The sequence below is a fragment of the Azohydromonas australica DSM 1124 genome (assembly GCF_000430725.1).
GTDB lineage: Bacteria > Pseudomonadota > Gammaproteobacteria > Burkholderiales > Burkholderiaceae_C > Azohydromonas > Azohydromonas australica.
In genome coordinates this window covers 326,528-352,434 of sequence record NZ_KE387204.1, presented here as the reverse complement: position 1 = coordinate 352,434, position 25,907 = coordinate 326,528, and the positions used below count along the sequence as shown (strand labels likewise).

21 protein-coding genes are annotated in these 25,907 nt (G+C 71.9%); 8 read left to right on the top strand and 13 right to left on the bottom strand.

Translation table 11 applies throughout. From position 1 onward, the window contains the following. Window positions 1-5: 5 nt before the first annotated feature. From H537_RS0123480 to H537_RS0123470, 3 genes are all read right to left on the bottom strand, one after another. On the bottom strand, window positions 6-1,400 hold the full coding sequence (locus H537_RS0123480; RefSeq protein WP_028999798.1) for a putative porin: 1,395 nt from the start codon (window positions 1,398-1,400) through the stop codon (window positions 6-8). An 83-nt stretch (window positions 1,401-1,483) separates the two neighbouring features. Continuing rightward, a complete protein-coding gene (locus H537_RS0123475) occupies window positions 1,484-1,822 on the bottom strand; it encodes a DUF2946 family protein (protein WP_028999797.1) in 339 nt (112 codons plus the stop codon). Window positions 1,823-1,919: 97 nt separating this feature from the next. Continuing rightward, a complete protein-coding gene (locus H537_RS0123470; RefSeq protein WP_043459677.1) occupies window positions 1,920-2,486 on the bottom strand; it encodes a peroxiredoxin in 567 nt (188 codons plus the stop codon). Window positions 2,487-2,576: 90 nt separating this feature from the next. On the opposite strand from H537_RS0123470, the gene H537_RS0123465 reads away from it, so the two are divergent. Beyond that, window positions 2,577-3,209 carry a UPF0149 family protein gene (locus tag H537_RS0123465; protein ID WP_028999795.1) on the top strand — a complete coding sequence of 211 codons (633 nt, stop codon included), beginning with the start codon at window positions 2,577-2,579 and terminating at the stop codon, window positions 3,207-3,209. A gap of 80 nt (window positions 3,210-3,289) precedes the next feature. On the opposite strand, the gene H537_RS0123460 is transcribed toward H537_RS0123465, so the two are convergent. After that, window positions 3,290-3,901: a DUF938 domain-containing protein gene (locus tag H537_RS0123460; RefSeq protein WP_043459869.1), complete on the bottom strand. Its 612-nt coding sequence runs from the start codon at window positions 3,899-3,901 to the stop codon at window positions 3,290-3,292. 107 nt (window positions 3,902-4,008) lie between these two features. Between H537_RS0123460 and H537_RS45060 the strand changes: the two genes are divergently transcribed. Together H537_RS45060 and H537_RS0123450 are read left to right on the top strand one after the other, a co-directional pair. After that, entirely contained in the window at window positions 4,009-4,302 is a 294-nt protein-coding gene (locus H537_RS45060) for a hypothetical protein (RefSeq protein ID WP_051243146.1), read from the top strand. 140 nt (window positions 4,303-4,442) lie between these two features. Continuing rightward, window positions 4,443-4,661 carry a glycine zipper 2TM domain-containing protein gene (locus H537_RS0123450; RefSeq protein ID WP_043459675.1) on the top strand — a complete coding sequence of 73 codons (219 nt, stop codon included), beginning with the start codon at window positions 4,443-4,445 and terminating at the stop codon, window positions 4,659-4,661. 36 nt (window positions 4,662-4,697) lie between these two features. Here the strand turns inward: H537_RS0123450 and H537_RS45055 are convergent, their stop codons facing one another. From H537_RS45055 to dinG, 7 genes are all read right to left on the bottom strand, one after another. Further along, window positions 4,698-5,720, bottom strand: a complete 1,023-nt coding sequence (locus tag H537_RS45055) for a DnaJ domain-containing protein (protein ID WP_051243145.1) — start codon at window positions 5,718-5,720, stop codon at window positions 4,698-4,700. Between the two features lie 113 nt (window positions 5,721-5,833). Next, window positions 5,834-9,049: a hybrid sensor histidine kinase/response regulator gene (locus H537_RS49625; RefSeq protein ID WP_051243144.1), complete on the bottom strand. Its 3,216-nt coding sequence runs from the start codon at window positions 9,047-9,049 to the stop codon at window positions 5,834-5,836. Window positions 9,050-9,189: 140 nt separating this feature from the next. After that, the gene (locus H537_RS0123435; protein WP_028999792.1) at window positions 9,190-9,822 is read right to left on the bottom strand and encodes an FMN-dependent NADH-azoreductase; all 633 of its coding nucleotides are present in this window, start codon (window positions 9,820-9,822) and stop codon (window positions 9,190-9,192) included. A 144-nt stretch (window positions 9,823-9,966) separates the two neighbouring features. Beyond that, window positions 9,967-11,097 (bottom strand): diguanylate cyclase, encoded by a 1,131-nt coding sequence (locus tag H537_RS45045; protein WP_051243143.1) that lies wholly within the window; start codon window positions 11,095-11,097, stop codon window positions 9,967-9,969. After that, window positions 11,094-13,163: a putative bifunctional diguanylate cyclase/phosphodiesterase gene (locus H537_RS45040; RefSeq protein WP_051243142.1), complete on the bottom strand. Its 2,070-nt coding sequence runs from the start codon at window positions 13,161-13,163 to the stop codon at window positions 11,094-11,096. Before H537_RS45040 ends, H537_RS45045 begins: the two co-directional genes overlap by 4 nt. Before the next feature lie 247 nt (window positions 13,164-13,410). Further along, complete coding sequence (locus H537_RS0123420; RefSeq protein ID WP_028999791.1) at window positions 13,411-14,124, bottom strand: YceI family protein; 714 nt, start codon at window positions 14,122-14,124, stop codon at window positions 13,411-13,413. 45 nt (window positions 14,125-14,169) lie between these two features. Beyond that, window positions 14,170-16,308 carry an ATP-dependent DNA helicase DinG gene (gene dinG / locus H537_RS45035; protein WP_051243141.1) on the bottom strand — a complete coding sequence of 713 codons (2,139 nt, stop codon included), beginning with the start codon at window positions 16,306-16,308 and terminating at the stop codon, window positions 14,170-14,172. A 195-nt stretch (window positions 16,309-16,503) separates the two neighbouring features. Here dinG and H537_RS0123410 point away from each other — a divergent pair, with 195 nt between their 5' ends. After that, the gene (locus tag H537_RS0123410) at window positions 16,504-17,430 is read left to right on the top strand and encodes a YihY/virulence factor BrkB family protein (RefSeq protein ID WP_169517076.1); all 927 of its coding nucleotides are present in this window, start codon (window positions 16,504-16,506) and stop codon (window positions 17,428-17,430) included. A 47-nt stretch (window positions 17,431-17,477) separates the two neighbouring features. Here H537_RS0123410 and H537_RS45030 read toward each other — a convergent pair whose 3' ends face one another. Then, window positions 17,478-18,059, bottom strand: a complete 582-nt coding sequence (locus H537_RS45030; RefSeq protein ID WP_156901896.1) for a diguanylate cyclase — start codon at window positions 18,057-18,059, stop codon at window positions 17,478-17,480. A 513-nt stretch (window positions 18,060-18,572) separates the two neighbouring features. Between H537_RS45030 and H537_RS0123400 the strand changes: the two genes are divergently transcribed. The 4 genes from H537_RS0123400 to H537_RS0123385 all read left to right on the top strand — a co-directional run bounded on the left by H537_RS0123400 (window position 18,573) and on the right by H537_RS0123385 (window position 23,836). Beyond that, window positions 18,573-19,610 carry an ABC transporter substrate-binding protein gene (locus H537_RS0123400; protein WP_043459853.1) on the top strand — a complete coding sequence of 346 codons (1,038 nt, stop codon included), beginning with the start codon at window positions 18,573-18,575 and terminating at the stop codon, window positions 19,608-19,610. Next, a complete protein-coding gene (locus H537_RS45025; protein ID WP_156901895.1) occupies window positions 19,607-22,105 on the top strand; it encodes an EAL domain-containing protein in 2,499 nt (832 codons plus the stop codon). Before H537_RS0123400 ends, H537_RS45025 begins: the two co-directional genes overlap by 4 nt. A gap of 158 nt (window positions 22,106-22,263) precedes the next feature. Next, window positions 22,264-22,818 carry a class I SAM-dependent methyltransferase gene (locus tag H537_RS0123390; RefSeq protein ID WP_028999787.1) on the top strand — a complete coding sequence of 185 codons (555 nt, stop codon included), beginning with the start codon at window positions 22,264-22,266 and terminating at the stop codon, window positions 22,816-22,818. 73 nt (window positions 22,819-22,891) lie between these two features. Beyond that, window positions 22,892-23,836: an L-lactate dehydrogenase gene (locus H537_RS0123385; RefSeq protein WP_028999786.1), complete on the top strand. Its 945-nt coding sequence runs from the start codon at window positions 22,892-22,894 to the stop codon at window positions 23,834-23,836. A 15-nt stretch (window positions 23,837-23,851) separates the two neighbouring features. Here H537_RS0123385 and H537_RS45020 read toward each other — a convergent pair whose 3' ends face one another. Further along, on the bottom strand, window positions 23,852-25,321 hold the full coding sequence (locus tag H537_RS45020) for a replication initiation protein (protein WP_051243138.1): 1,470 nt from the start codon (window positions 25,319-25,321) through the stop codon (window positions 23,852-23,854). Window positions 25,322-25,907 lie beyond the last annotated feature (586 nt).

Sequence of the window (25,907 nt, the reverse complement as noted above, 5' to 3'; positions counted from 1 at the left end):
TCGGGTCAGAAGCCGTGGGCGCCATGCGCGCCCAGGCTCATCTGGTATTGCAGGAAGACCTGCCGGTCGCTGCCGCCTTCGCGGGCGCGGTCCTGCGCGAACTGCAGCCGCACGCGCGAGAACTCGCTCGGGCTGTAGTCGAGCATCAGCGTGTGCTTCTTCGGCTTGAAGCCGGTGCCGGCCGCGAGGCCGGAGGCGTCGTCGGGCGTGCCCGCGTCCAGCCGCTCTGTGCGCAGGCCCACGCGCCAGCGCGGCATGAACTGGTAGAGCCCCTGCAGGTACCAGCCGGACTGCGTGGAGCGGAAGTCGCCGCCCGTGCCGTCCTCCAGCGCCAGCGCGCCGCTGCGCCGCGCCTGCAGGTACTCGCCCTGCAGTTTGAAGTTGGTGCGCGTGGCGTTGCCGTCGGGCGCCCATTTCCACACCGCGTCGGCGATCCACACGCGCGTGCGCCCGGTGAAGAAGGTGGAGGTGTCGTCCGCGGCCAGGCCGACCAGCTCCTGGCCGGTAGCGCGCGCCTGCAGCACCGACACGCCGGCGCGCCAGCTGTGGCTGTCGCCCACGTCGCCACCGGTGTGCAGGCTGAAGGAGCGCATGCCCGCGCCGTTGCCGCTGTTTCCACCGCCGGGGAAGCTGCCCCCGCGGCCCACCTCGGCGCTCAGCTCGATGAGCTGGTCGGTGGGCGCGATCCAGCGCAGCTGCAGCCCGTCGTCGCCGTACTGCGTGCCCAGCAGCGCCTGGTAGGCCAGCGGGTTGTCCACGAAGTCCCAGGTGTGGGCGTGCTGCGGGTTGAGGTAGCCGACGTTGGAGAAGAAGCGCCCGGCGCGCAGCGTGAAGCCGCGGCCCAGCGAGGTGGTCTCGACGAAAGCCTCCTCCACGGAGAACTCGTTGTCCGGATGCAGCGCGAAGCTCGCCGCGCCGCGCAGCCACGGGTCGATGCTGGCGCTGAAGCGCAGCTCGCTCTCGCCCAGGCCCAGGCCGCGCGGGCCGGGGCCGGCCTCGGCATCCGGCGCGAGTCCGAAGCCGCTGATGCGGTAGCCCTCGGGGTCGCGCGAGGTGCGCGTGTACTGCCCCGACAGGATCAGCGAGACGGCCGGGTTGAAGGCGTTGCCGCCGGGCGCCGCGGCCATGCCGGCCGGAGCCGCCACGGCGGCTGTGCTCACCGTGCCGGGGGACGCGGCGGCAGGTGCTCCCGCAACGGCCGGCGCGGGAGAAGCCGGAGCGGTGCCTTCGGCCGCCTTGAGCCGCTGCTCCAGCGCCTGCAGCCGCGCCTCGTAGGCGCTGCGCAGGGCCTGGATCTCGTCGCGCAGGGCTTGCAGCTCGGGGTTGGAAGAGGAGGTTTGGGCCACGGCAGGCCCGGCCAGGGCCATTGCCAGGACCGCGGGCAAGAAAGACTTGTTCAAGAGGAAATTCCTTCACGCGAGGACGTGCACGGCCGCACCCGGCATGCGCACGCGAAGGCGCACCGGGCACGGCGTTGGGACGGTCAATGCGTGAAGGCGGGCGGCGCGCGGCTGCGGTAGACCGGCGCCGGCGCGGGCAGCCAGGGCTGGGAGACGGCCACCGCGGGCGCGGCCTGCGCCACGTCCAGCGGCGGCAAGCTGGGCAACGCTGCCGGCAGCGCGCCGCCGGCCACGGTGGCGGCGGTGATGCACAGCTCGCAGTGCGCGGCGTGCAGCGCCTGCTGCTCGTCGGACGTGCCCTGCCCGCCCGCCAGGTGCGACACCGCATGCCCCGCCGCCACGGCCTGCGCCAGCGGCAGCAGCAGCATGAGCAGCCACGCGATGAAGCGCGGCGGCAGGTTGAGGCGGAAACGGGGTCGCATGGGAGGCGCGATCTTAAGGGCTCACCGCGGAGACGGGCGCCGGCAGCCGGCCATCAGGACGGCGCGCCGAAGTTGAGGGCGCACCGGCCTCGGCACCTCAGGGCTTGGGCTGCTGGGTGCGCTTCCAGTCCTCCACCGCCTTGAGCATGGCGCCGACGTGGCCGTCCGGGCTCAAGCTGGAGTACACCGACAGCACCTTGCCCTGCGGGCTGATGGCGTAGGAGATGCGGTCGGCCACGTCGCGCTTGATCCACAGCGCCGCGTCGTAGTCCTTCATGACGCGCGCGCCGGCATCGGCGGCCACGGCGAAGCGGTTGCGGCAGGCCTCGACCGAGAATTTCTGCAGCGTGCCGATGTCGTCATTGGACATGCCGATCACGGTGGCCCCCAGCGACTCGAACACCGGCGTGGCCTCGGCGAAGGCATGGGCCTCGACGGTGCAGCCGCTGGTGAAGGCGCGCGGATAGAAGTACAGCACCACCGGTCCCTTGCGCAGGGCCTCGGCCAGCTTGAAGGTGAAGGTCTTGCCGCCCAGCGCCGCCTCGGCCGTGAAGTCCGGGGCGTTTGCGCCCACGGGCAGCGCCGCCCGTGCGGGCACGGCGCCCACCAGTGCTGCCAGCAGACCGGTTGCGGCCAGGGCGGCACGCCAACGCGAATCGCTCATGCGAAAGCTCCTGCAAATGGAATGCGGGGCACTTTACGCCCCCGGCTCCAGGACAATCCGGACCTTTGACGCAATCACAGAAAGCCCGCCGTGGACTATCCGCAGTACGACCCCTCCCTCCCCGACCGTCCGCTGAGCGACGACGAACTGGGCAAGCTCGATGAAACCCTGCTGTCGCTGCCCTCCGAGGCCGCGATGAACGTGGAAGCCCTGGACGGCTACTTGACCGCGCTGCTGCTGGCGCCCACGCCGGTGGCCTCGCTGCAAACCGCGCAATGGCTGCCCGTGGTGTGGGGCGGCGACGGCGACGACGGCAAGCCTTTCCCCAGCAACCGCAAGCGCAAGGACACCGCCGTGCTGGTGCTGCGCCACCTGAACAACATCGCCACGCGGCTGCGCGAGGCACCCGACGACTGGGAGCCGGTGGTGAGCGTGGCGGAGGTGAAGGGCCAGGAGCTGGTCGATGCCGAGGACTGGTGCATCGGCTTCCTGCAGGGCGCGGCGCTGGACCCGGACGGCTGGGGCCCGCTGTTCGACGACCCGACACTGGGCGACGTGCTGGCGCCCATCGTGCTGCTGGGCGGCGACGAGGCCGGCCTGAGCGAACCCGAGCGCGAGCGGCTGCAGGACCCGCAGTCCCGCGACGAGCTCAGCCGCGCGGCGGTGGACGCGGTGCTGGTGCTGCTGGAGCTGCGCCAGGGGCGGACGGAAGCGGAGGGCTGAGACGCCACCAGCGAGCGTGCCTGCGCACGCTCGTGCGGGCGGCGAAGGGGCCGAGCTCTGCGAGGACGCGGCCGGCAGGGCTAAACAGCCTCCCCAACCCGCACGAACACCAGCACCAGGTTGTTGGCCGGCATCGCCACCGTCTCCTGGAGCACCAGCCCGGCCTCGCGCGCTGCATCCGCCACGTCGGCCACGCGGCGCAGGCCCCAGGCCGGGTCGCGTGCGCGCAGGTCGGCGTCGAAGGCCAGGTTGCTGGGCGCGGTGGGCACCTCGTCCTGGATGAAGGGGCCGTAGACCAGCAGCGGCGCGCCGGGGCGCAGATGGCGCCCGGCGCCCCGCATCAGTCCGGCGCAGCAGTCCCAGGGCGCGATGTGCAGCAGGTTGGCGCAGTAGGCGGCGTCCAGCCCGGCCGGCACGCCGCTCCACTGCGGCGCGCGCACGTCCAGCACCAGCGGCGGCAGCACGTTGGGCACGCCTTCGCACCAGATGCGGATGGACTCCAGCGACGCCGCGTCGCCCTCGCTGGGCAACCAGCGCCACTGGGGTAGCGCCGCGCCGAAGTACGCCGCGTGCTGGCCGCTGCCGGCGGCGATCTCCAGCACGAGGCCGCCCTCAGGCGGCAGCACGCGCCGCAGCACCTGCAGGATGGGTTTTCGGTTGCGCTCGGCGGCGGGGCTGTGGCGGATGTCCATGGCGCCGATGCTACGGGGGCCGCCGCGCGGCCCGGGCCATGGCATGGGCATCGCGGTTGCCGTATCCGCGCCTCTCGACTTTGCTTCAGCCGCAGGAGGACGCCGCCATGCCCCCCGTTCCCGACATCCACCAACCCTCCACCGACCAGCGCCCGGGCTCGGGCTCGGGCCTACAGCGCGCCACCGAGTGGCTGCGGGAGTTGAAGCGCTTCGACGACCAGCGCCCCAGCGTGCCAGGCGAGCACTGGTTCGCCTTCGGCACCGGCGCTGCACTGCTGTGGCGCGGCCGCCGCTCCCCCAGCGCGCTGCTGCGCACCGCGGCCACCGTGGGCGGGCTGCTGTTCATGGCGCGCGGCCTCAGCGGCCGGGACGGGCTGGTGGCCAAGCTGCGCCGGCGCTGAATCAAGGCGCGGAAGCGGCCGGCGCACCGCTTGTGGGCGCTATCCGACAAGCGCACGCGTTCCCGTCCGATGGTGAGCGCTCGTCCCCGCGCGCAGCCTGTGCGCATGGCCGGCATCGGCCCCTGCAAACGGAGACGACCATGCTCAAGACCCTTCCCCGCCGCGTTGGCCTGCTGGCCGCCCTGGCCGCCGCGCTCCTTGCCGGCGGCTGCGCCAGCATGGACCGGTGCGACCGCAACACCGCCGTGGGCGCCGCCGTCGGCGGCGTGGCCGGCTCGGTGCTGACCGACCAGAGCACCCTGGGTACCGTCGGCGGCGCCGTCGCCGGCGGCGTGCTGGGACGCGGGCGCGGGTGCTGAGCGAGGTCGAAGCCCAGCGTGCAGGGGAAGCGGCGCCTAGCCCTGCTTTCCCTTCCATCCCTCGAAGCGCCGGCGCCACTCGTGCATCGGCGAGCCCGGCGGGTGCTGCTGCGAGGCGGCCAGGCGCTCGATCAGCTTCTCCTGCTCGCGCGTGAACTGCGCCGGGAACAGGGGCTTGACGTCCACGATGTAGTGCGCCCGCGGCCCGCCGTGCGTCTTCGGGTAGCCCTGGCCGCGCAGCCGGTAGCGCAGGTGGCGCCGGTCCAGCCGCAACTGCTGCATGCCGCCGAGCGTGGGCACCTCGATCCAGCGGTTGGCCATCCACAGGAAGCCGTCCACCGGCATCTCGCAGTGCAGCGTGCCGTCCGGGTCCAGCCGGAACAAGGGGTGCTCGCGCAGCATCACGTGCAGCTTGAGCCGGTCGCCGTGCGTGCCGCCGGCAGAGAGGTTCAACTCCTCGCCGTGGCGTAGCCCCGAGGGCAGGTCCACCGCGATCTCGTAGCGGCAGCGGCCCAGTTCGCCTTGGCCGTTGCAGGCCTCGCACTCCAGCCGCGCCAGGCCGTCGCCCTCGCAGTGGCCGCAGGTCTCGAAGCCGGTGACCCAGCCGAACCAGTTGCGCTGCCCGATGCGGCCCGCGCCGTGGCAGTGCTCGCACGGACGCGGGCTGTGGCGGTAGCCCAGCCCCTCGCAGGCCTCGCAGCGCTCGACGTGGCGCCCGCGCAGCACCATGCGCCCGCCGGCCGCCGCCTGCTCCAGCGAGAGCTTCAGCTTGCGCTCGATGTGCCAGGCCGGGCGCGGCGGCTCCGGCGGCGGTGGCGTGTGGGCCGGCCTGGACGCCGGCGCGGGCTCGGCCTTGGGCTGCGGCCGGGCCTCGGCCTCGATGCCCTGGCGCAGCAGCTCGAACGCCAGGTTGATGCGCTGCATGCGCGCCACGGCCTGCGGGCTGGAATTGCGGTCCGGATGCCATTGCGACACCAGGCGCCGCCACGCGGCCTTGATCTCGTGGTCGGTGGCGCCGGCGGCCAGCCCCAGCTCGGCGTAAGCGTCGTCGGTCCCCATGTACCCCTCGTGTGCCGCCTGCTTGCCTGCCGAGGCGGCTGGCGGCCATGGTAGCCGAGGGCTTCACGGGCGAACCGGCCCGGGGCGTGGCCGGAACCGGTGCCCGCCCCCGCTCAGCCGGGCTTCTTCAGGCTGAACAGCTCGTCGAGCTGCTCCGGCGCCACGGGCTTGGTCAGGTGGCGGTCGAAGCCCGCTTCCAGCGCCGCCAGCTTGTCCTGCGCCTGGCCCCAGCCGGTGAGCGCCACCAGCAGCATGCGCCGGCCGCCCTCCTGCGCGCGGATGCGCCGTGCCACCTCGTAGCCGCTGATGCCCGGCAGCCCGATGTCCACGATCGCCACCTCGGGCCCGAAGCCCTGCGCCAGCGTGACGGCGCCCGGGCCGTCGTGCGCGGTGCGCACCTCGTGGCCCTGCAGCTCCAGCAGCAGCGCCAGGCTCTCGGCGGCGTCGGGGTTGTCGTCCACCACCATCACGCGCCGGGCGTCCGGGGACCGCGCCGCCGCGGGCGCATCGGGGCCCGGTTCCGCCGGCGGCTGCGGCGGCAGCGGCAGGCGCAGCTCGAACTCGCTGCCGCGCCCCAGGCCGTCGCTGCGCGCGCTCACGCTACCGCCATGCAGCGCCGCCAGCGCGCGCACCAGCGCCAGCCCGATGCCCAGCCCGCCGTGGCTGCGCTCCAGCGCCGGCTGCACCTGGGAAAACATCTCGAAGATGTACGGCAGGTGCTCCGGCGCCAGGCCGATGCCGTCGTCGCGCACGCGCACCACGGCCTCCTCGCCCTCACGCTGCGCCGTCAGCGCGACGTGCCCGCCTTCGGGCGTGTACTGCGCGGCGTTGTTGAGCAGGTTCAGCAGCACCTGCGTCAGCCGCGCGGCGTCGCCCACCAGCCGCAGCGGCCCTTCGGGCAGCGTGGCCGTGAAGGCATGGCGGCGCGCCTGCAGCAGCGGCTGCGCGGCGTCCACCGCCGCCTGCACCACCTCGGCCAGCTCCAGCGGCTCGCGCCGCAGTTCCAGCCGGCCCTGCGTGATGCGGGAGATCTCCAGCAGGTCGTCCACCAGCCGCGTGAGCTGGCGCAGCTGCCGCTGCAGCAGCTCGTGCGACCAGCGCAGCTGCGCGTCCTCGCCGGGCAGGCGCAGGCGCTGGATCTCCAGCGCGTTGCGCATCGGCGCCAGCGGATTGCGCAGCTCGTGCGCCAGCGTGGCCAGGAACTCGTCCTTGCGCCGCGCCGCGTGCTGCAGCTCGGCATTCAGGCGCTGCAGCTCCTGCTCGGCCTGCTTGCGCTCGGTGATGTCGATGCCTAGGCCGTAGAGCATGGCGGGCCGCCCGTCGGCGTCGGCCAGGGCCCGGCCGCGGCCCTCCATCCAGCCCCAGCGCTCCGAGGCATGCCGGAAGCGGAACTCCACCGTGTAGTCGCCCACGCTCTCGATGCCCTCCCGTACCGCGCGCCGCACGGTGTCGCGGTCTTCGGGATGCACCAGGTCCAGGAAAGCCTCCTCGTGGCCGCCGAAGCGCCCCGGCTCCAGCCCGAACAGCTCCTCCAGCTCGCGGCTCCACCACACCTCGCCCGACCCCAGCTCGCGCGACCAGGCGCCCATGCGCCCGGCGCGCATGGCCAGGCCCAGCACGTCGCGACTCTCGCGCAGCGCGGCCTGCGCGCGCGCCGTCTCCAGGGCGAACCAGGTGCGCTGCGCCAGCTGCTCCACCAGCTCGATCTCGTCGCGCTGCCACTGCCGCGGGTAGCGCTGGTGCACGGAGAGCGACGCCACGAGCTTGCCCTCCTTGACCAACGGCACGCACACCTGCGCGGCGATGTCCAGCGCGGCGTAGACCGCGCGCGCGCCGCCGGGCGTCAGGCGCGGATCGTGTGCCGCGTCCTCCACCACGAAGGTGCGGCCCGCGGCCAGCGTCTCGCCCAGGGCCGAGCCGAAGTCCGGCACCCGGTGCAGGCCCACGATGCTGGCCACGCCGTCGGTGTAGTCGTGGCGCACGCGCGCGTGGCGCCCGTCGGCCTCGAACTCGGCGTAGAGGCAGCGGCTGGCGCCGAGCTGGCGACCCAGGCGCTGTGCCACCTCGCGCTGCACCGCGCGCGGATCGCGTACCTCCGCGGTGGCGTCGTGCAGCGACACCAGCAGCCGGTGCAGCGCCTCGCTGCGGCGCAGCGCCTGCTCGGCCTCGCGTCGCTCGCTCACGTCCACCAGCACGCCGGTGGTGCGCACGGCGCGGCGCGCCTTGCCCCGGCCTTCGAACAGCGTCTGCGCCCGGGCGCTGACCCAGCGCAGCGTGCCGTCGGGGCGCAGCACGCGGTGCTCCAGCGTGAACAGGCCGTCGCCATGCGGGTCCTCGGCGGCGCGGCGCCCGTCTTCCCACAGCCCGCGATCCAGCGGATGCACGCGCTCCAGCAGCGCCTGCGCGTCCACCGCCTGCCGCGGCGTCCAGCCCAGCAGCTCGCGCAGCTCGGCCGAGGCGTGCAGCGTGCCGGCGGCGTGGTCGAGGTCGAAGATGCCGATGCCCGCGGCGCGCACCGCCAGCGCCAGCCGCTCCTCGCTGCGCGCCAGGGCCTGCGCGGCGCGCGAGCGCGCGGAGACGTCGTGCACCATCACCGCGATGCCCTCGATGCGCCCGTCGACGCCGTGGTGCGGCGCGTAGCTGGCCTCGATGCAGCGGTGCCCCGCGCCCCGGATGGTCAGCTCGGCCTCGAACTGGACGATCTCGCCCGCGAGCGCGCGCGCCATGCGCGGCTGCACCACGCGCCAGGCCGCCTCGCCCAGCACCTCCTCCACGCGGCGGCCGACAAGCTCCTCGTGCGGGCGGCCGAACCACTGCGCATAGGCGCGGTTGGCGAAGCGGTAGCGCAGGTCGCGGTCCACGTAGGCAATGAGCGCCGGGACGTTGTCGCTGACGAGCTGCAGCCGCTCCTCGGCCTGGCGCCGCTGCGCCTGTGCGGCCTTCTCGGCGCTGATGTCGCGCGCCACCTTGGACAGTCCCACCACGCGCCCTTCGGCGTCGCGCACCGGCGACACGCCCAGCAGCACGTCGATGCGCCGGCCGTCGCGGGTCAGCCGCACCGTCTCGTGGTGCGCCACGCGCTCGCCGCGGGCCACGCGCTGCAGGATGCACAGCGCCTCCTCGGTGCGGTCGTCAGGCACGATCAATGCCAGGGGTTGCCCAAGGGCCTGCGCCGCGCCGTAGCCGTACATGCGCTCGGCGCCGGCATTCCAGGAGGTGATGACGCCCTCCAGGGTGGTGCTCAGGATGGCGTCATCGGAGGACGCCACGATGGCGGCCAGCAGCACCTGCATGTCGTTGCGCGGGCTGCCGGCGGGAGTCTCGGTCATGGCGGCCTTTCAGGGACGGCGCACCCGTGGGCCCGGCGCCCCGCCGGACCTTGGCCGCTGCAGCGGCTCGCTCCGTCCTCCGGAGGGCAATTGTGGCAATTGGTGTGCCGACTTCAGCCCTCCGTGGCTTTCCGGCTGGATCAGACCGCCGCTTCCTCGCCCGCCGTCAGCGTTTCGATCTCGCGTTGCGCCTGCGCCAGCGCCGCTGCGCGCGCCTCGGCGCCCATGGCCACGCCCTCGGTGCGCACCACGTCGACGTCGGTGATGCCCAGGAAGCCGAACACCGCGCGCAGGTAGGCTTCCTGGTGGTCCATCGCCTGCTCGAAGGCGGTGCCGGCGTAGCGGCCGCCGCGCGAGGACACGATCACCACCTTGCGGCCGCCGGCCAGGCCCTGCGGACCTTCGGGCGTGTAGCGGAAGGTGCGCCCGGCCTGCGCGATGCGGTCAATCCACGCCTTGAGCTGCGTGGGCACCGAGAAGTTGTACATGGGCGCGCCCACCACCACCACGTCGGCGGCCAGGAACTCGGCCAGCAGCGTCTCCGTCAGCGCCAGCTCGCGCGCCACCGCCTCGCCTTCGGGCTTGGCCGCGCCCGGCGCCGGGCGCAGCGCCTGCAGCAGCTCGCCGCCCAGGTGCGCCACCGGCTGCGCCGCCAGGTCGCGGTAGACCACCGTCGCGCCCGCGGCGCGGTAGGCCGCGGCCAGCGCTGCCGTCACTTCGCGCGTCACCGAGGCGCCACCCAGGGGGCTCGAATCCAGATGCAGAACGTTCATGGCGTACTCCGTTGAAATCTGTTGAAGCAGCAAGGCTTGCCGCATGCCCCAAAGAATAGGGTTTGCCCGCAAGCTCTCCAGCGGATGGGACGCAACGTTGAATGCAGGATTTTTGAATACAAGCGCCTGCCCAGAGCGCCGCGTTCAGGCCTTTTCGGTTTCTGGCTCGGGCTCGGTGGCCGGTTCCATGGGGCTGCGCGGCGCCATGCGCACCGTGTCGCGCCCCTCGCGCTTGGCGGTGTAGAGCGCCGCGTCGGCCTCGGCGAACCAGTGCGCCGCGCTGCCCTGCCAGGCGCCGGGCTCGGCGATGCCCACGCTCACCGACACCCGCACCCCGCCGGCCACGGCCAGCGGTTGCGCCGCCAGCGCCGCGCGCACCCGGCGCGCGATGTAGAGCGCCTGCTCGGCGCTGCTGTCCAGCACGATCACGGCGAACTCCTCGCCGCCGATGCGTCCGGCCACGTCCACGTCGCGCACGTGGTGGCGCAGGATGCGCGCGAACTGCCGCAGCACCTCGTCGCCCGCCGGGTGGCCGTGCTCGTCGTTGATGCGCTTGAAGTGGTCCAGGTCCAGCAGCATCAAGGTCACCGGCCGGCGGCTGCGGCGCCAGCGCAGGAACTCCGCATCGAGCTGCGCATGCCAGTGCGACTTGTTGAGCAGCCCGGTGAGCGGGTCGAAGCGCGCCATCTCCTGCAGCTGCGCCTTCTGCTCGGCCAGCCGGCGCGACACCTGGTACGAGGTGATGCCGATGATCAGCGGATAGGTCACCAGGAACGGGATGCACGCCACCACCGTGCTCAGCGAGGAGGAGATGTCCAGCTGCCAGCCCAGCGTCGCCCCGCCGACGCCCGCGCCCAGCGCCATCACCAGCAGCCCGCGCGCGAACAGCCGCAGCCCGCCGACGGCGATGTTGTCCATGCACAGCATGGTGGCGATGAGCACGCAGGGCAGCAGGTTGAAGCCCATGGCCGGCAGCCAGAAGCCGCCGCCCAGGGCATCCAGCAGCAGGTTTTGGTGCTCGGCGCTGCGCGGATGCACCGCGCGCTGCGCGCGGCGGTAGGCCAGGTGCGGCCACACCAGTGCGTTGAAGGCCAGCAGCGGCCACAGCTGCTCCAGCATCCCGCGCTGCTGCAGGGCCGCGGCCACGCACAGGCCGCCCAGCGACAGTCCCAGCACGCGCGGCAGGTACAGGCGGCGCACCAGCCTCAGGCCGGGACGGTAGGCACCGACGTGCGGCGCGGACGCCGCGGCGCGCGAGCCGGCGCCCGGGCTCATGCGCCGTCTCCCTGCGCGGCGAGCCACTGCGCCAGCGCCGCCACGGGCATCGGGCGGGCGATGCCATAACCCTGCAGCGCGTCGCAGCCCAGCTCCGTGAGCGCCTGCGCGCAGGACGCGGTCTCCACGCCCTCGGCCACGGTGCGCACGCCGAAGGCGCCGGCCAGGCCGATCACGGCGCGCACGATGTGCATGTCGCCCGCGTCGGAGAGCATGCGCCGCACGAAGCCCTGGTCGATCTTGACCGTCTTCACCGGCAGCTGGCGCAGGTAGTGCAGCGAGGAATAGCCGGTCCCGAAGTCGTCCAGCGCGAAGGACACGCCCGCGCGCGCGCAGCCCTCCATGGTGCGCACCACCGCCGACAGGTCCGCCAGCGCCGCCGTCTCCAGCACCTCCAGCTCCAGCCGCCCGGGCGGCACGCCGTGCTCGGCCACGAGCCCGGCCACGCGCTCGGCCAGCTGCGGCTGCAGCAGCGCCGAGGCCGAGAGGTTGATGCTCAGCGACAGCGCGACGCCCTCGCGGGCCCAGCGTCCGAGCTGCGCCACGCCCTGTTCCAGCACCCAGGCGTCGATCTCGCACTCCAGCTCCAGGCCCTGCACCTGCACCAGGAAGTCGCCCGGCGACAGCAGGCCGCGCTCGGGGTGCTGCCAGCGCAGCAGCGCCTCCACGCCCTCGGGCCGCCGCGTGCGCGCGTCGACCTTGGGCTGGTAGACCAGCAGCAGCTCGCCCGCGTGCAGCGCCTGGCGCAGCGCCAGGGCGTGGCGCTCGCGCTCGCTGACGCCCATCTCGTCCTCGGTGACGAAGCACGCGTGGTTCTTGCCTAAGCGCTTGGCGCGCAGCATCGCCTGGTCGGCGTTGCGCAGCAGGTGGCCGGGCGTGTGGCCGTGCTGTGGGTACAGCGCGATGCCGATGCTGGTGGTCACGCGCGCGCTGCAGCGCTCCAGCAGGTAGGGCTCGCCCAGCGCCGCCAGCACGCGCTCGGCCACCCCGAAGACCATGGCCTCGGAGGTGGCGTGGTCCAGCAGCAGCGCGAACTCGTCGCCGCCCAGCCGCGCCACGGTGTCGGTGGGGCGCAGCACCTGGCGCATGCGCTCGGCCGCCTGCACCAGCAGCTCGTCGCCCGCGGCATGGCCCCAGGCGTCGTTGACGTCCTTGAAGCCGTCCAGGTCCAGGTAGCACACGGCCAGCTGCTCGCGCCGCCGCGAGGCCTGCGCGATGAGCTGCTCCAACCGGTCCGTCAACAGCACGCGGTTGGGCAGCCCGGTCAGCGCGTCGTAGTGCGCCAGCCGCTCCAGCGTCTCCTGCTGGCGCTTGAGGCCGGTGATATCGCTGAAGATCGCGACGTAATGGGTGTGCCGGCCCTGCGCGTCGCGCACGGCCGTGATGCGCAGCAGCTCGGCCAGCAGCGCGCCGTCGGCACGGCGGTTCCAGATCTCGCCGCTCCAGGCGCCCTTGTCCACCAGCTCGGCCCACATGGCCTGGTAGAAGGCCTTGTCGTGGCGGCCGCTGGAGAGCACGGAAGGGTTGCGGCCCAGCACCTGCTCGCGGCGGTAGCCCGTGATCGCCTCGAAGGCGGCGTTGACGTCGACGATGCGCCCGTGCGGGTCGGTGACGGCGATGCCCTCGCCCGCGCCGTTGAACACCGTGGCGGCCAGGCGCAGCTGCTCCTCGGTGCGCAGCCGCTCCCCCACGTCCGCCAGCGTGCCGGTGAGGCCCAGGGGCTGGCCCTGCGCGTCCAGCACCTGGCGCAGGCTGGCCTCCACCCAGACGAAGCTGCCGTCGCGCCGCAGCAGCCGCAACCGATGGCGGAGGGGCTCCTGCGCCTGGGCCATGAAGCGCTGGAAGCGGGCTTCGGCGCCGTCGCGGTCCAGCGGGTGCACGTGCTGCAGGAAGTCGCTGCCCAGTGAGTCGGCCAGCGCATGGCCGGTGAGATCGGTCCAGGCCCGGTTGAGGAAGCGCCAACTGCCCAGGCCGTCGATCCGGAACACGACGTCGCGCAGGTGGTCGATCACGCACCCCAGCTCGGCGGCTTCGGCGACAGCGTTGCAGGGATCAGGGAAATTCATGCCAGGAAGCGATCGCCGCGTCCGGCGTTTGCTGCTTGATGTAGGTCTATCGGCAGCCGCAGTCTCGGGTTGATCCTGCGGCCGTGAACTGCGTCACGCATCGCACCGGCGGCGCACGGAAGCGACGAACGCCGAGACGCGATCAGCGCCCCCGGGCGGAAAGACACTGCTCGGAGTGTGGCAGTCCGGATCGGGATGGACCTTGAGATCGCTCAAGTCGGCGCGGCAGCGGTCCGGGCCGAGGAGCTCAGGGCGCGATGGGCGGCAGCCGCCGCGCGCGCAGGTCGAATTCGAGGTCGAGCCGGTCCTCCACGCGCAGCGCGCCGCCCAGGACGGTCAGCGGCCGCATGCCGAAATCGGTCTGCAGCAGGGAGAGCCGGCCGCGGGCGCGCAGCTCGCCATCCCGCACCGTCCAGTCCACTGCCACGGGCAGGCGCCGCGTGACGCCGTGCAGGCTGATCTCGGCCGACACCTCGGCGCCGGGCCGTGCCGGGGCCTGCAGCCGCACCCGCGCCAGCGGGAAGGCGTCCGCCTCCAGCACGCGCTGCAGCATGTTCTGGCGCGTGCCCTCGATGGCGGCCTGGGAGGGTTGCGTGTCCAGCGCGTAGCGCGCGCGCAGCGCGGGGTCGTCGACCACGAGCTCGTGCAGCGCCAGCGTGATCTCGCCTTCGGCCGGGCCCGGGCCGCTCGCCGGCAGGCGCAGCCGGCCCTGCAGCGCGGGGTGGCTCACCACGTGGTCATGCCCCAGCCGCGCCAGCGAGCCGCCGCGGCGCACCAGCACGGCCAGCTCGGAGCGCGCGGGATCGATCTCGTACTCGCCGGCCAGCGCGGCGTCGGCCTCGCCCGCCGGGACCCCGGGCGCGGACGCGGCGGGCAGCGGCAGCGGTAGCGGCGCGCCGGGCACGGCGCCGGGACGGGGGCCGCAGGCGCAGAGGGAGAGCGCGGCCAGGAGGCCAATCAACGCTCCGAAAGTCCTGGCCGCTGCCCTACCCGCTGTCGCCATGCTTCAGCCTCCGCTGTCCTCCAAGTTCGTCTCCTTCCCGCCGCGCCGCAGCCGCTTGGAGAACGGCGGCAGCCCCGCCAGCAACTGGCGGCCGAAGGGCGTGGTGGCCAGGCGCGGGTCGTAGCACACCAGCGTGGCGCGGTCCTGCTCGCTGCGGATGCCGCGCCCGGCCCACTGGTTCAGCCGCACGCCCGTGGCGGGCACGGTCAGCTCCACGAAGCTGTTGCGGCCCTTGGCTTCCAGCCACTCGCTGCGCGCCTCGGACACCGGGTCGCTCGGGTTGGCGAAGGGCACCTTGGGCATCAGCACCCACTCGCACAGCTTGCCGGGCAGGTCCAGGCCCTCGCCGAAGCTCTGCAGCCCCACCAGCACCGAGCGCTGGCCGCGGGCCACGGCCTCGCGGTGGCGGCGCAGCAGCTGCTCGCGCGAAGCGCTGCCCTGCACCAGCAGGTCGTTGCGGATCTCCGGCGGCATCGCGTCCACCAGCGCGCGCAGCTGCACCCACGAGGAACACAGCAGCAGCGCGCCGTGATGCACCTCGCGCAGGTCCTGCGCGATGAGCGTGCCGCACTCGCGGTTGTGCGCGGCCGGGTCCTTGGGGCTGGACTGCGTGGCCACGACGATGAAGCGCCCCTGCTGCTCGTAATCGAAGGGGCTCTGCACCTCCAGCGTGCGCGCGCCTTCGACCTGCTCCAGGCCCGCATCGCGCAGGAAGAAGTTGAATTTGCCGAGCGCGCGCAGCGTGGCCGAGGTCACCACCGCGCCGCGCAGCCGGCTCCAGAGGTTGCGCTGCAGCAGCCCGCCGGCGAACAGCGGGCAGGCCTTGGCATCGAGCTGCACCACGCCGCCCTCGGTGCGGAAATCGAACCACTTGGCCGGCGGCATCGGGCCCTCGTCGAGCATCAGGTCGGCCGTCTCCACCAGCTCGGTGAGGCGGCGCGCCTGCGGGCCGATGGCCAGCAGGTGCGCGTTGACCTGCGCGCCGCTGTCCGGGTCGTCGCTGCGCTTGCGGCGCATCCAGGTGGAGAGGTCGGCCAGCTTGGTCTCGGCCACTGAAGCCACCTGGTGCAGCTCCTCCCAGAAGCTGCGCAGCTCGTCGGACAGCTTTCCCTGTGTCAGCCGCACGCGCAGCGGCTCGGTGCTGCCGTCGGCGGCGTGGGACTGCAGCCGCGCCGTGTGCGCGTCCAGCAGGGCGCGGGCGAGCTGCGCCAGCTTCTCGCGCAACACGCCCAGGCCATCGGGCAGCGCCTCGGCCGGGTAGTCCAGCTCCGAGGCGGCGGTGCTGAGCGCGCGCTCCAGCCGCGTGGCCCAGGCGGTGCTGGTGAGCGTGGTCTCGCTGGCGCCGTGCGACAGCGCGATGGCGGGCAGGTGGTGGCCTTCGTCGAAGACGTAGATGGCGCGCTCGCCCGAGGGCAGCGCGGACTTGTCGCTGCGCAGCGAGGCGAGCACGAGGTCGTGGTTGGCCACCAGCACGTCGGCGGCGGCGGCCACGCGCTTGGCGCCGTAGTAGAGGCAGTCCTGGTACTGCTCGCAGGCCGGGCCGGTGCAGGCGTGGCGGTCGGCGGCGATGCGGCTCCAGCCGGCCAGCGCCTCGCCGTCCAGGCTGTCGCGCTCGCCGTCCCAGGTGCCGGACTGGAGTTTTCTTTGCAGCTTCTGGAACACCGCCGCGTCGGCCTCCGCGGCGCCCTGCTGCGCCGGCTCGGACAGGTCGAAGGACTCCTGGGCCTGGCCCGAGGCCTGGGCGTCGAGCTTGAGCAGGCAGACGTAGCGGCCCCGGCCCTTGAGCATCGCGTAGCTGAAGGGCTCGGTGGAGGCCTTGGCCAGCTCCGGCAGGTCCTTGTGCATGAGCTGCTCCTGCAGCGCGATGGTCGCGGTGGAGATCAGCAGTTTTACTTTGCGCAGCCTTGCCAAATGCAACCCGGCGAGCAGGTAAGCGCGGGTCTTGCCGACGCCGGTGCCGGCCTCGATGACGGCCACCTGGGGCTGGGGCGGATTGGCGGGGTCGAAGTCGGCCTCGGCCAGGGTGTCGGCGATGGCGTGCAGCATCTGCAGCTGCCCCTCGCGCGGCTGAAAACCTTCGAGCCGCTCGGCCAGGCCGAAATACTGCGCATCCAGCGCGTCGTGCAGCGGCTGCTTGTCCATGGGTCGGGGAGTGGGAGTGGCCCCTGAGGCAAAGGCGCGAACGCGCGGGGCTTGGATAAATAAACAGTGCAGTGTACCGGCGCGCCCGGGGCACCCGGGTTGGAGCGCGAGGGCTTGGGAACGTCCATTGCACTGCAGCAAGCGATACGACCTTTGGATGAAAGCGAGGCTCCCATGCTCGGCGGCGTGTCCTTGATGCAGTTCCTCAAGGAGCTCTACCAGGAGATCAGCGATGACGACATCTTCAACGGTGCCGCGGCGCTGGGCTTCTACCTGACGCTGGCCATCTTCCCGGCCATGATCTTCGTGATGGCCGTCATCCCGTTCCTGCCCATCCCCAACGTGGACCAAGCCATCATGGACCTGCTGCGCCAGGCCATGCCGGCCAACGCCGCGCAGATGTTCGCGGACGTGGTGCAGCAGGTCACTGGCGAGCAGCGCGGCGGGCTGCTGTCCTTCGGCTTCCTCGCCACACTGTGGGCCACCTCCACCGGCATGTACGCGGTGATGCAGGCGCTCAACGTCACTTACGACGTCAAGGAAGGGCGCGGCTTCATCAAGGCGCGCGCCACCGCCATCGGGCTGAGCGTGCTGTTCGTGGTGCTGATGGTGGGCGGCTTCTCGCTGATCGTGCTGGGCGGCGTGATCCAGGAGTGGCTGGGCCACTACTTCAACCTCGGCCCAGCCGTGCTGTGGTTCTTCGCCGCGCTGCGCTGGCTGATCATCGTGGCCGGCCTGACACTGGCCTTCGCGCTCATCTACTACCTCGCACCGGACGTGAAGCAGAGCTTCCGCTTCATCACCCCGGGCAGCATCCTGGGCGTGCTCACGCTGATCGTGGCCTCGCTGGGTTTTGCCATCTATGCCACCAACTTCGGCAACTACGACGCCACCTACGGCAGCATCGGCGCGGTGATCGTGCTCATGCTGTGGCTCTACATCGTGGGCCTGGTGATCCTGCTGGGCTCCGAGATCAACGCCCTCATCGAGCACCACGCCGCCGGCGGCAAGCAAAAGGGAGAGAAGGTCGAAGGGCAAGCCCAGCATGACCCCGGCACCCGGCGCCGCGTGCAGGCCGTGGCGCCCGAGCATGGCGGGCTGGAGCACAAGCGCGGGGCGTGATCCGGCATCGGCTGCCGGTTGCCGGCAAACGGCAAACGGCAACCGCCTCAGCGTCCCCCGCGCGCCACCTCGCGCAGCCGCACGCGCTGGGCATGCCGTACCGCCGCGGCGTGGCGGCAGCGCAGTGTCTCCTCGGCAAAGGGCAGCGCCCCCAGCAGCACGCCGGCCGCCGCCACACCCCAGAGATAAGCCATGGGCAACGGCTGCTGCTTCGGACGCAGGCTCCAGTCCGGCACGCCATCGCCCAGCAGCGCCAGCACCTGGTCGTGATGGATGAGCGCAAGCGACACCAGCCCGGCCCAGGGCAGCGACAGCTGCAGCGCATGCACCCACTGCTCCAGCGGCGGGATGCGCCGCCGCGACGCGGCATAGCCCAGGTCCCACCAGGTCGTCAGCTCGTGCGCCAGGCACAGCACGAACAGCAGCACCAGCACGGCGGCCGTGACCTCCAGCAGCAGCGCCGCCGCCAGCGCCGGGCCCATCTCCAGCAGCATCAGCCAGTGCAGCAGCGACTCGCGCGTACCCGCGTCATGCTCGATGCGGTACGCGCGGTGGCACATCCAGTCCACGAACCCGGCCAGCAGCCACAGCGGCAGCACGCCCCAGAGCAGCACTTGCTGCAGCAACACGGCAGTCATATCCATGCCGCGGGCGCGGCAATGCCCGTGCCACCACCGCACGGCGCCGGTAGCCCCAAAGGCCAACCGGAGCCTGCTTCGAAAGCGCTGAGCGGCATGCAGGCATGGGCGTTGGCGCTTGCGCAGTCCTGCCTAGGCAGCGCGAGCGAAGCGCTTTCCGAGCGCGGGGCGGGCCAGGACCGTGCGTGGCGATGCCGAGTCACAGATCAGCCACGATCCGGCGATGAAGGTCGGCAAGATGGAGCCCTTCGATCACAGCAGCTTGCCGCTGCTGCCTGTGCTGCCGAGGCCGCGGCGCAGCTCCTTTGCACGCCTGCGCCACCGCCGATGCCGGCGGGTACGTTTGCACCTTGGGTTCATCGCTGCAGCCACCGGCCCGCGTTCGCATTGCGCTGACTGGAAACCTTCAGGATCGATGTGAACCGCCGATGAAGCGGGTAATCCGTCTCGGTGGGAAACCGGTCCCGATTGGATGGAGTGGGCGCGATGGACATTGTGAAATCCATGTTGAAGTTGCTCGTGAATCTATGGGCCGCGTTGTGGTGCGGCATCCTCGTGCTGGCCGGTCCGGCGTGCGCGCAGCCTGTCGAGGCGCAGCGTCCTCCCTTCAAGATCCTGCATGTCATGAGCTACCACTCGCCGTGGCGGTGGACCGACGGGCAGTGGCACGGCTTCAAGGAGGCGCTGCGCGGCGTGGCCATCGAGACGCGCGTGTTCGAGATGGACACGAAGCACTTCAGTACCCCGGCGCAGATGGAGGCGCGTGGCCGCGAGGCGCGCGCGCTCATCGAGCAGTGGCAGCCCAACCTGATCTACACCAGCGACGACGACGCCCAGGAGCACGTGGCGCGGCACTACGTCAACAGCCGCATCCCCATCGTGTTCAGCGGCGTCAACAAGGATCCGGCGGCCTACGGCTTCACGGGCAGCCGCAACGTCACCGGCGTACTGGAGCAGGAGCACTTCGTGGAGTCGGTGCGGCTGCTGCATGCGATGTACCCGGGCGCGCGGCGCCTGGCGGTGGTGTTCGACGACGCGCCCATGTGGGCACCGGTGCAGCAGCGCATGAAGCAGTCCCTGGCGCAGCTCCCGGGCGTGGAGTTCGTGGCCTGGGACGTGATTCGCAGCTTCGAGCAGTACCAGGCGCAGGTGCGTGCGTACCACGGCATCGCGGACGCCATCGCGCTGATCGGCATCTTCAGCTTCAAGGACGCCTCCGGGCGCAACGTGCCTTACCAGGAAGTGCTGCGCTGGACAGCCGAGAACAGCCGGCTGCCGGACCTGGGCTTCTGGATCGACCGGGTGCACTACGGCACCTTGGCGGCCGTGACCGTCTCCGAGCGTGAGCAAGGCCTGGCCGCGGGCCGGCTCGCGCGCGCCATCCTGGTCGACGGGGTGGCGCCGTCCCAGCTTCCCATGAGAGCCACCACCAAAGGCTTGCCCGCCATCAGCCTGGCCCGTGCACGCGCGCTCGGCGTGCAGCCGCGCAGCAGCCTGCTGCTGACGGCCGAGGTGGTCGAACAGTTCGAGTGGGCGAAGTGAGTTTCAGGCTGCCCCAGAAGATCCTGCTCATTGCCACGGTAGCGATCCTGTGCACCGTCGCGGCCGTGGTGGCCACCAGCGCGAAGCTGTCGGCGCGCGCCTACGAGTCGGCGCTGCAATCGCGCTCGACGGCCATCGCCAAGAGCCTGTCGCTGCAGTTGCAGCGGCTGCTGGCGCTGGGGATCGATCCGGAAAACCTGGTGGGCTTCGAGGACCAATGCCGCGAGATCGTGGAGGCCTATCCCGGCACCGACCATGCCCTCGTGGCCGCGCCCGACGGGCGGGTGCTGTTCCACAGCACCCCGGGAGGCGCGGCAGTGCTGGCACCGGCGCTGGCCACGGCAGTGCAACAGGCGCAGGAGCGATTCGTCACGCACGAGGGCCGCGGCGTCACCTGGCACAGCATCGTGATGCCGGTGGACGCAGCCCAGGTCGGGCACGTGGCCTCCGTCATCGTCAGCTTCCGTGCCGAGCAGGTGAGCAGCCAGGTGAAGCAAATGCTGTGGACCAGCATCCTGACGGGGCTCCTGGTGCTGCTCACTGGCGTACTGGTGCTGCACGTCGCACTGGCGGCTTTCGTGACGCGACCGTTGGCGCGGCTGATGGCCACGGTGGTGACGCTGCGGGAAAGCCCACTGGACCTAACGCGGCGCGCGCCCGTGGCCTCGGATGACGAGGTGGGCCGGCTCGGCCAGGCCTTCAATGACCTGCTGGAGCGGCTGCACAAGAGCACCGTGTCCCGGGGCGCTCTGGAACAAGCCATGACGGAGCTGCGCACCCTTTCGGACGCGCTGTACGCGCAGAAGGAACGCGCGGAGGTCACGCTGCGCTCCATTGCCGAAGGCGTCGTCACCACGGATGCCCAGGGCAGCGTGGGCTACCTCAACCCGGTGGCCGAGATGCTCACCGGCTGGACTGCGGCCGAAGCATCAGGCCGTGCGCTGCATGAAGTGGTGCGGCTGCTGGACACGCGCACGCAGGCCATGGTGGCCGATCCGCTGGACATGGCGCCCCAGGCGAGCGAGCTGGAGCTGCTGCGCCGCGACGGCTCGGCGCTGAGCATCCGGCACAGCGTGGCGCAGATGCACGATCGCGCCGGACAGGCAGCGGGCCATGTACTGACGTTGCGCGACGTGAGCGAGGAGCGCCGTGTGGCGCACCGGCGCACCTGGGAAGCCTCGCACGACGTGCTCACCGGGCTGCCCAACCGCCGCGAGTTCGAGCACCAGGTGCAAGCGGCGCTGGAAGAGGCCCGCGGCAGGGGGCGCCAATACGCCGTGTGCTTCATGGACCTGGACCGCTTCAAGATCGTCAATGACAACGGCGGCCATGCCGCCGGAGACGAGTTGCTGCGGCAGGTCGCCGGGCTGCTGGCCGAGCGCATCCGGTTGACGGATACGCTCGCGCGCATGGGCGGCGACGAGTTCGCGCTGCTGCTGCCAGGCTGCACGGTGGAGTGCGCGCGCGTCATCGCCAACGACCTGCTGTCGGCGGTCGATCAGCTGCGCTTCGAGTACAAGGGCAAGGTCTTCACGGTGGGACTAAGCATCGGACTGGCCGCCCTCACCGCCGAAAGCGTGGATGCCAGCGAGGTGCTGGGCATGGCCGACGCCGCCTGCTACTGGGCCAAGGAACAGGGCCGCCAGCGCGCTTGCGTCTACCGCGTCGGTGACCAGGAGCTGGCCATGCGGCAGCGGGAAAAGGGCTGGGTGACGCGTATCACGGCCGCGCTGGACGACAACCGCTTCGTCCTCCACCACCAGACCTACCTGGCGCTGACGCCGTCAGGCCAGGAGCGCACGCACCTGGAAGTGCTGCTGCGCATGATCGACGAGGAAGGGCGGCTCGTGGCGCCGGGCAGCTTCCTGCCCGCGGCCGAGCGCTACCACCTCATGCCGGCCATCGACCGCTGGGTAATACAGGCGGTGTTCGCCGGCTACCGGGCGTTGGCGCAACGCTTTGCCAAGCCGCTGACCTGTGCCATCAACCTCTCGGGCAACTCGCTCAACGCCGACGGGCTGCTGGAGTTCATCCAGGAGCAGGCGCTGCTCCATGCGCTGCCGCCCGACGCCATCTGCTTCGAAATCACGGAGACGGCCGCCATCAACAACCTGCGCCACGCGCGCGAGTTCATGGCGCAGTGCAGAGAGCTGGGCATGCGCTTCGCACTGGACGACTTCGGCACGGGCACGAGCTCCTTCGGCTACCTGCGCAGCCTGCCCGTGGACTACCTGAAAATCGACGGCAGTTTCGTGCGCAACCTGAACGCCGACAGCATCAACCGCGCGATGACGGAAACGATCCACCGCATCGGCCGCATCATGGGCCTCAGGACCGTGGCCGAGTTCGTGGAAAACGACGAGATCATCGCGACGCTGCGCGACATCGGCGTGGATTTCGCGCAAGGCTACGGCGTGTCCAAGCCCACGCCGCTTTTCCCCGAGAGCGCACCCGCGTCGGCCCCGGTATCCCCCAGCGAAACCGCGCAGGCTTGAGGCGGGCCTTCCCCGCGGCCGCGCTCACCAGCGCCTCGAAGCTGTCGTGCGCCTGCGGTGCTCCCGGCCGTGCCGGCGCAGCGCCCAGGGCGGCAAGACATTTGCCCGGTGGGCGCCGAGGGCGCATCGGCATGCACAGCCCCTGGGGAAAAAGCTTCATGACTTTCACGCGACCTTGGCCACGGCGCCTGCAACTGGGCTGCGGTCCGCATCCCGCGCCGGGCTGGATCAACACCGACTGGAGCGACGCGCCGGGCGTGGACCTGGTGGGCGACATCCGCCAGGGCCTGGCGCTGGAGAGCCGCAGCGTCGACCACGCGGTGGCCATTCATTTCCTGCAGGACCTGTTCTGGCCCGACATCCCCGGCGTGCTGCGCGAGATCCGCCGCGTGCTGCGCCCCGGCGGCGTGCTGCGGCTGGGGCTGCCCGACATGGAGCGCGCCATCGCCGCCTGGCAGCGCGGCGATGCGGGCTACTTCTACGTGCCCGACGAGCACGCGCGCTCGGTGGGCGCCAAGCTGGTGGCGCAGCTGATCTGGTACGGCTCCGTGCACACGCCCTTCAACTTCGAGCTCGCGCAGGAGCTGCTGCAGGACGCCGGCTTCCACGACATCCGCCGCTGCGCCTTCCGCGAAAGCGCCAGCGGCATCGAGGGCATCACGGCGCTGGACAACCGCGAGCGCGAGAGCTTCTTCGTGGAGGCGCGGGCCTGAAGCCGGCCGGCGCTTCCCGGGGAACCGGACCGGGCCGCCGGCGACCAAGGGAACACTTGCCACAGGAGGCCCCATGAGCCAGGAAACCAGGATCGCCATCGTCGGCGCGGGACGCGTGGGCAGCACCTTCGCCTACACGCTGGCCGCGTCAGGGCTGGTGCACGACATCGTGATCATCGATGCCGACACCGGCCGCGCCGAGGGCGAGGCGATGGACATCGCGCACGCGGTGCCGTTCCACCGGCCGGTGTCGGTGCGCGCAGGCACGCTGGCGGACGCGGCCGGCGCCATGGTCACCGTCATCACCGCCGGCGCGGCGCAGCGCCCGGGCGAGAGCCGCCCTGCCCTGCTGCTGCGCAACGTGGAGGTGCTGCGCGGCATCCTCGCCGGCGTGGTGCAGGCCAACCCCGACGGGCTACTGCTGGTGGCAACCAACCCGGTGGACGCGCTGACCTACGCGGCGCTGCGCCTCTCGGGCCTGCCCGGCGGCCGCGTGCTGGGCTCGGGCACGGTGCTCGACTCGGCGCGGCTGCGCGCGGAGCTGGCCGCGCGCTACGCCGTGGACCCGCGCAACGTGCACGCCTACGTGCTGGGCGAGCATGGCGACAGCGAGTTGATACCTTGGTCCACCACGCGCATCGCCAACATGCGGCTGCAGGACTACTGCGCGCTCACGCAGGCGTCCTGCGGCGCGCCGGACCTGGAGGCGGTGGCCGTGGCGGTGCGCGACGCGGCCTACGAGATCATCCGGCGCAAGGGCGCCACCAACTTCGCCATCGCCGCGGCGCTCACGCGCATCGTGGAGGCCATCGTGCGCGACGAAGCCTCGGTGCTGACCGTGTCCACGCTGCTGCAGGGCCAGTACGGCATCGACGGCGTGTGCCTCAGCCTGCCGGCAGTGGTGGGGCGCCAGGGCGTGCGCCACCTGCTGCCCATTCCGCTGAGCACGGACGAAGAGCAGGCGCTGCGGCGCTCGGCCCAGGTCATCCGCGACGCGCTGGCGACGCTCGACCTGTGATGGCGCCGGGCGGGCTCAGCCGTCGCCCAGCTCCGCCGCGATCTCCAGCAGCTGCTGCGGCGTGGGCTGGTCCCAGCCCGGGCCGTGCACGCCCTGCGCGAACCAGCGCACCATCTCCGGCAGCACCAGCGGGTGCTGCCAGCCGCTGGTCTGCAGCCGCTTGCGGATGGAGGGGTGCACCTGCCGCGCCTCCATGTCGGCCAGGAGCTGCTCGCACAGCACGGCCTGGGCCTCGTCCGACAGCGCGGCGATGTCGTCCACCACGCGCTCGCGGCGCCGGCGCAGCCAGGCCTCCACCCAGCGCGCCTGCCGGCGCGCCGACGGTTTCACCAGGCTGTCGCCGGTCAGGACCTCGGCCGGCAGCACGGCCATCGGCGCGGCGGCCACGGCCGGACCGGGGGCGGGCTCCGTGGCGTAAGGCGGGGCCGCCGGCGCCGCAGCGGCGGGTGGCTCCGCCGGCTCGGGGCCGGCGGCCGGTTCGCCAGCCAGGATGGCCTTGAGGTAGCGCGCCGGGTCGCGCAGCGGCTCGGGGTAGTTGGAGGCCGAGCGCCGCGCCAGCAGCTCCAGCGCCGCCTGCACCGCCGCAGGCCCGTACGCCTGCAGGAACTGCTCCGTCTTCTCCTCGGCCACGCCCAGCGCCTGCGCGCGGGCCACGAGCTGCAGGTCCACCGGCTGCGGGGCGGCCGTGGCCGGCAGCACGGCCTGCGGCTTCACCTTGATCAGGAACTGGATGTCGCCGATGAAGCGCCCATCCTTGTACTCGGCCAGCTCCACCTGCAGGTCGGTCAGGGCGTTGAGCTCGGCAATGGCGGGCTTCAAGGTGTCGCGCTTGAAGATGCGGTACTCCAGCTTGGCCGTGCGCTCGCTCTCGGGCTGGCCGCTGAGCACCGGGCGCCACCAGCGCCAGTGCTGGCGCGAGGTGCGGCCCACGTCCTTGTAGCGGGTGCAGATCTCGTACAGCGCGATGCCGGCATGCGAGCGCAGCTGGCTGATGATCTCCAGCTTCAGCCGCGCGAAGACGCTGGGCTCCAGCAGCTCCTGCTTCAGGTTGACGGCGTAGGACCATTCCACCCACACCTGCCCGCGCTCCTTGGTCAGCCGCGCGTGCGCCAGCAACCCGCTGACGTTCCAGGCCGTGCCTTCGCCCGTAGTCGGCGACTGCCACTCGACGGTGGTGGAAACCATGGCGCGCAGGTGCTTCTTGATCAGCGCGTGGTCGTTGGAGTCGAAGTCCACGCCGCGGACGATGCGCTCCAGCGGGGCACGGAACACGTCCTTGTCCAGCCCCTGCGCCTGGGCCTCGTGCAGCAGCACGTTGTAGCTCTTGCGCCCCAGCGAGGTGATGCGGGCCGACTTGGGCACGATGGCCAGGGTGTTGACCGGCTTGCGCACGGTGACGGCGCGCGTGGCGCCGGCCCCGGCCGCGGCGCTGGCCCGGGTCCTGGACCGGCGCTTGGGAGGCGGAGGTGGCGCGTCGCTCGTCATGGAAAGCCACTGTAGCGCACGCGTGAGAGACGTCTCTCACGTGAAACCGCCGCCAGTCCAACACTTGGGATCCTGAAAAGCCTCACGTCTGCGCCGCACTCGGCCCGGCCGGGAAGGCCACCGCCGTTCCCGAAAATCCTCACCTGCCATTGCCGGAAGACCGTTCGGGATCACGCAAGAGGAATCCTGAAAATCCTCACTTCAAGCCGGCGCGGTCCAACCACCGGACGGCTGGGAAGCTCCCCGAAAACTCTCACGTCCCGACCGCGGCTTGGCGCTCGCAGTGCCTGGCAGGGATCCCGAAAATGCTCACGTGTTCGGGCCAGAGGCGGCCCCGGGCGGTTGCGAGGGTCACAGGAACCGGACCGAATCGATCACGCGGGCGCGCCACCTTGGCCCGCGCCCGGCACTGCGGGTCTCCCGTAAACCCTCACCTCGCGGTGCGGCTCACCGGCTTGGTTGTGCACAGGCCAAGGTGGCGACAGGTCCCGTTTCCGCGCACGTGGCAACCCGAAAAGGCTCCACTGCGTCCCGTATCCCTGCATCCATGCTCCCGAAAAGGCTCCAAAGGCTCCCGTTTCCACTC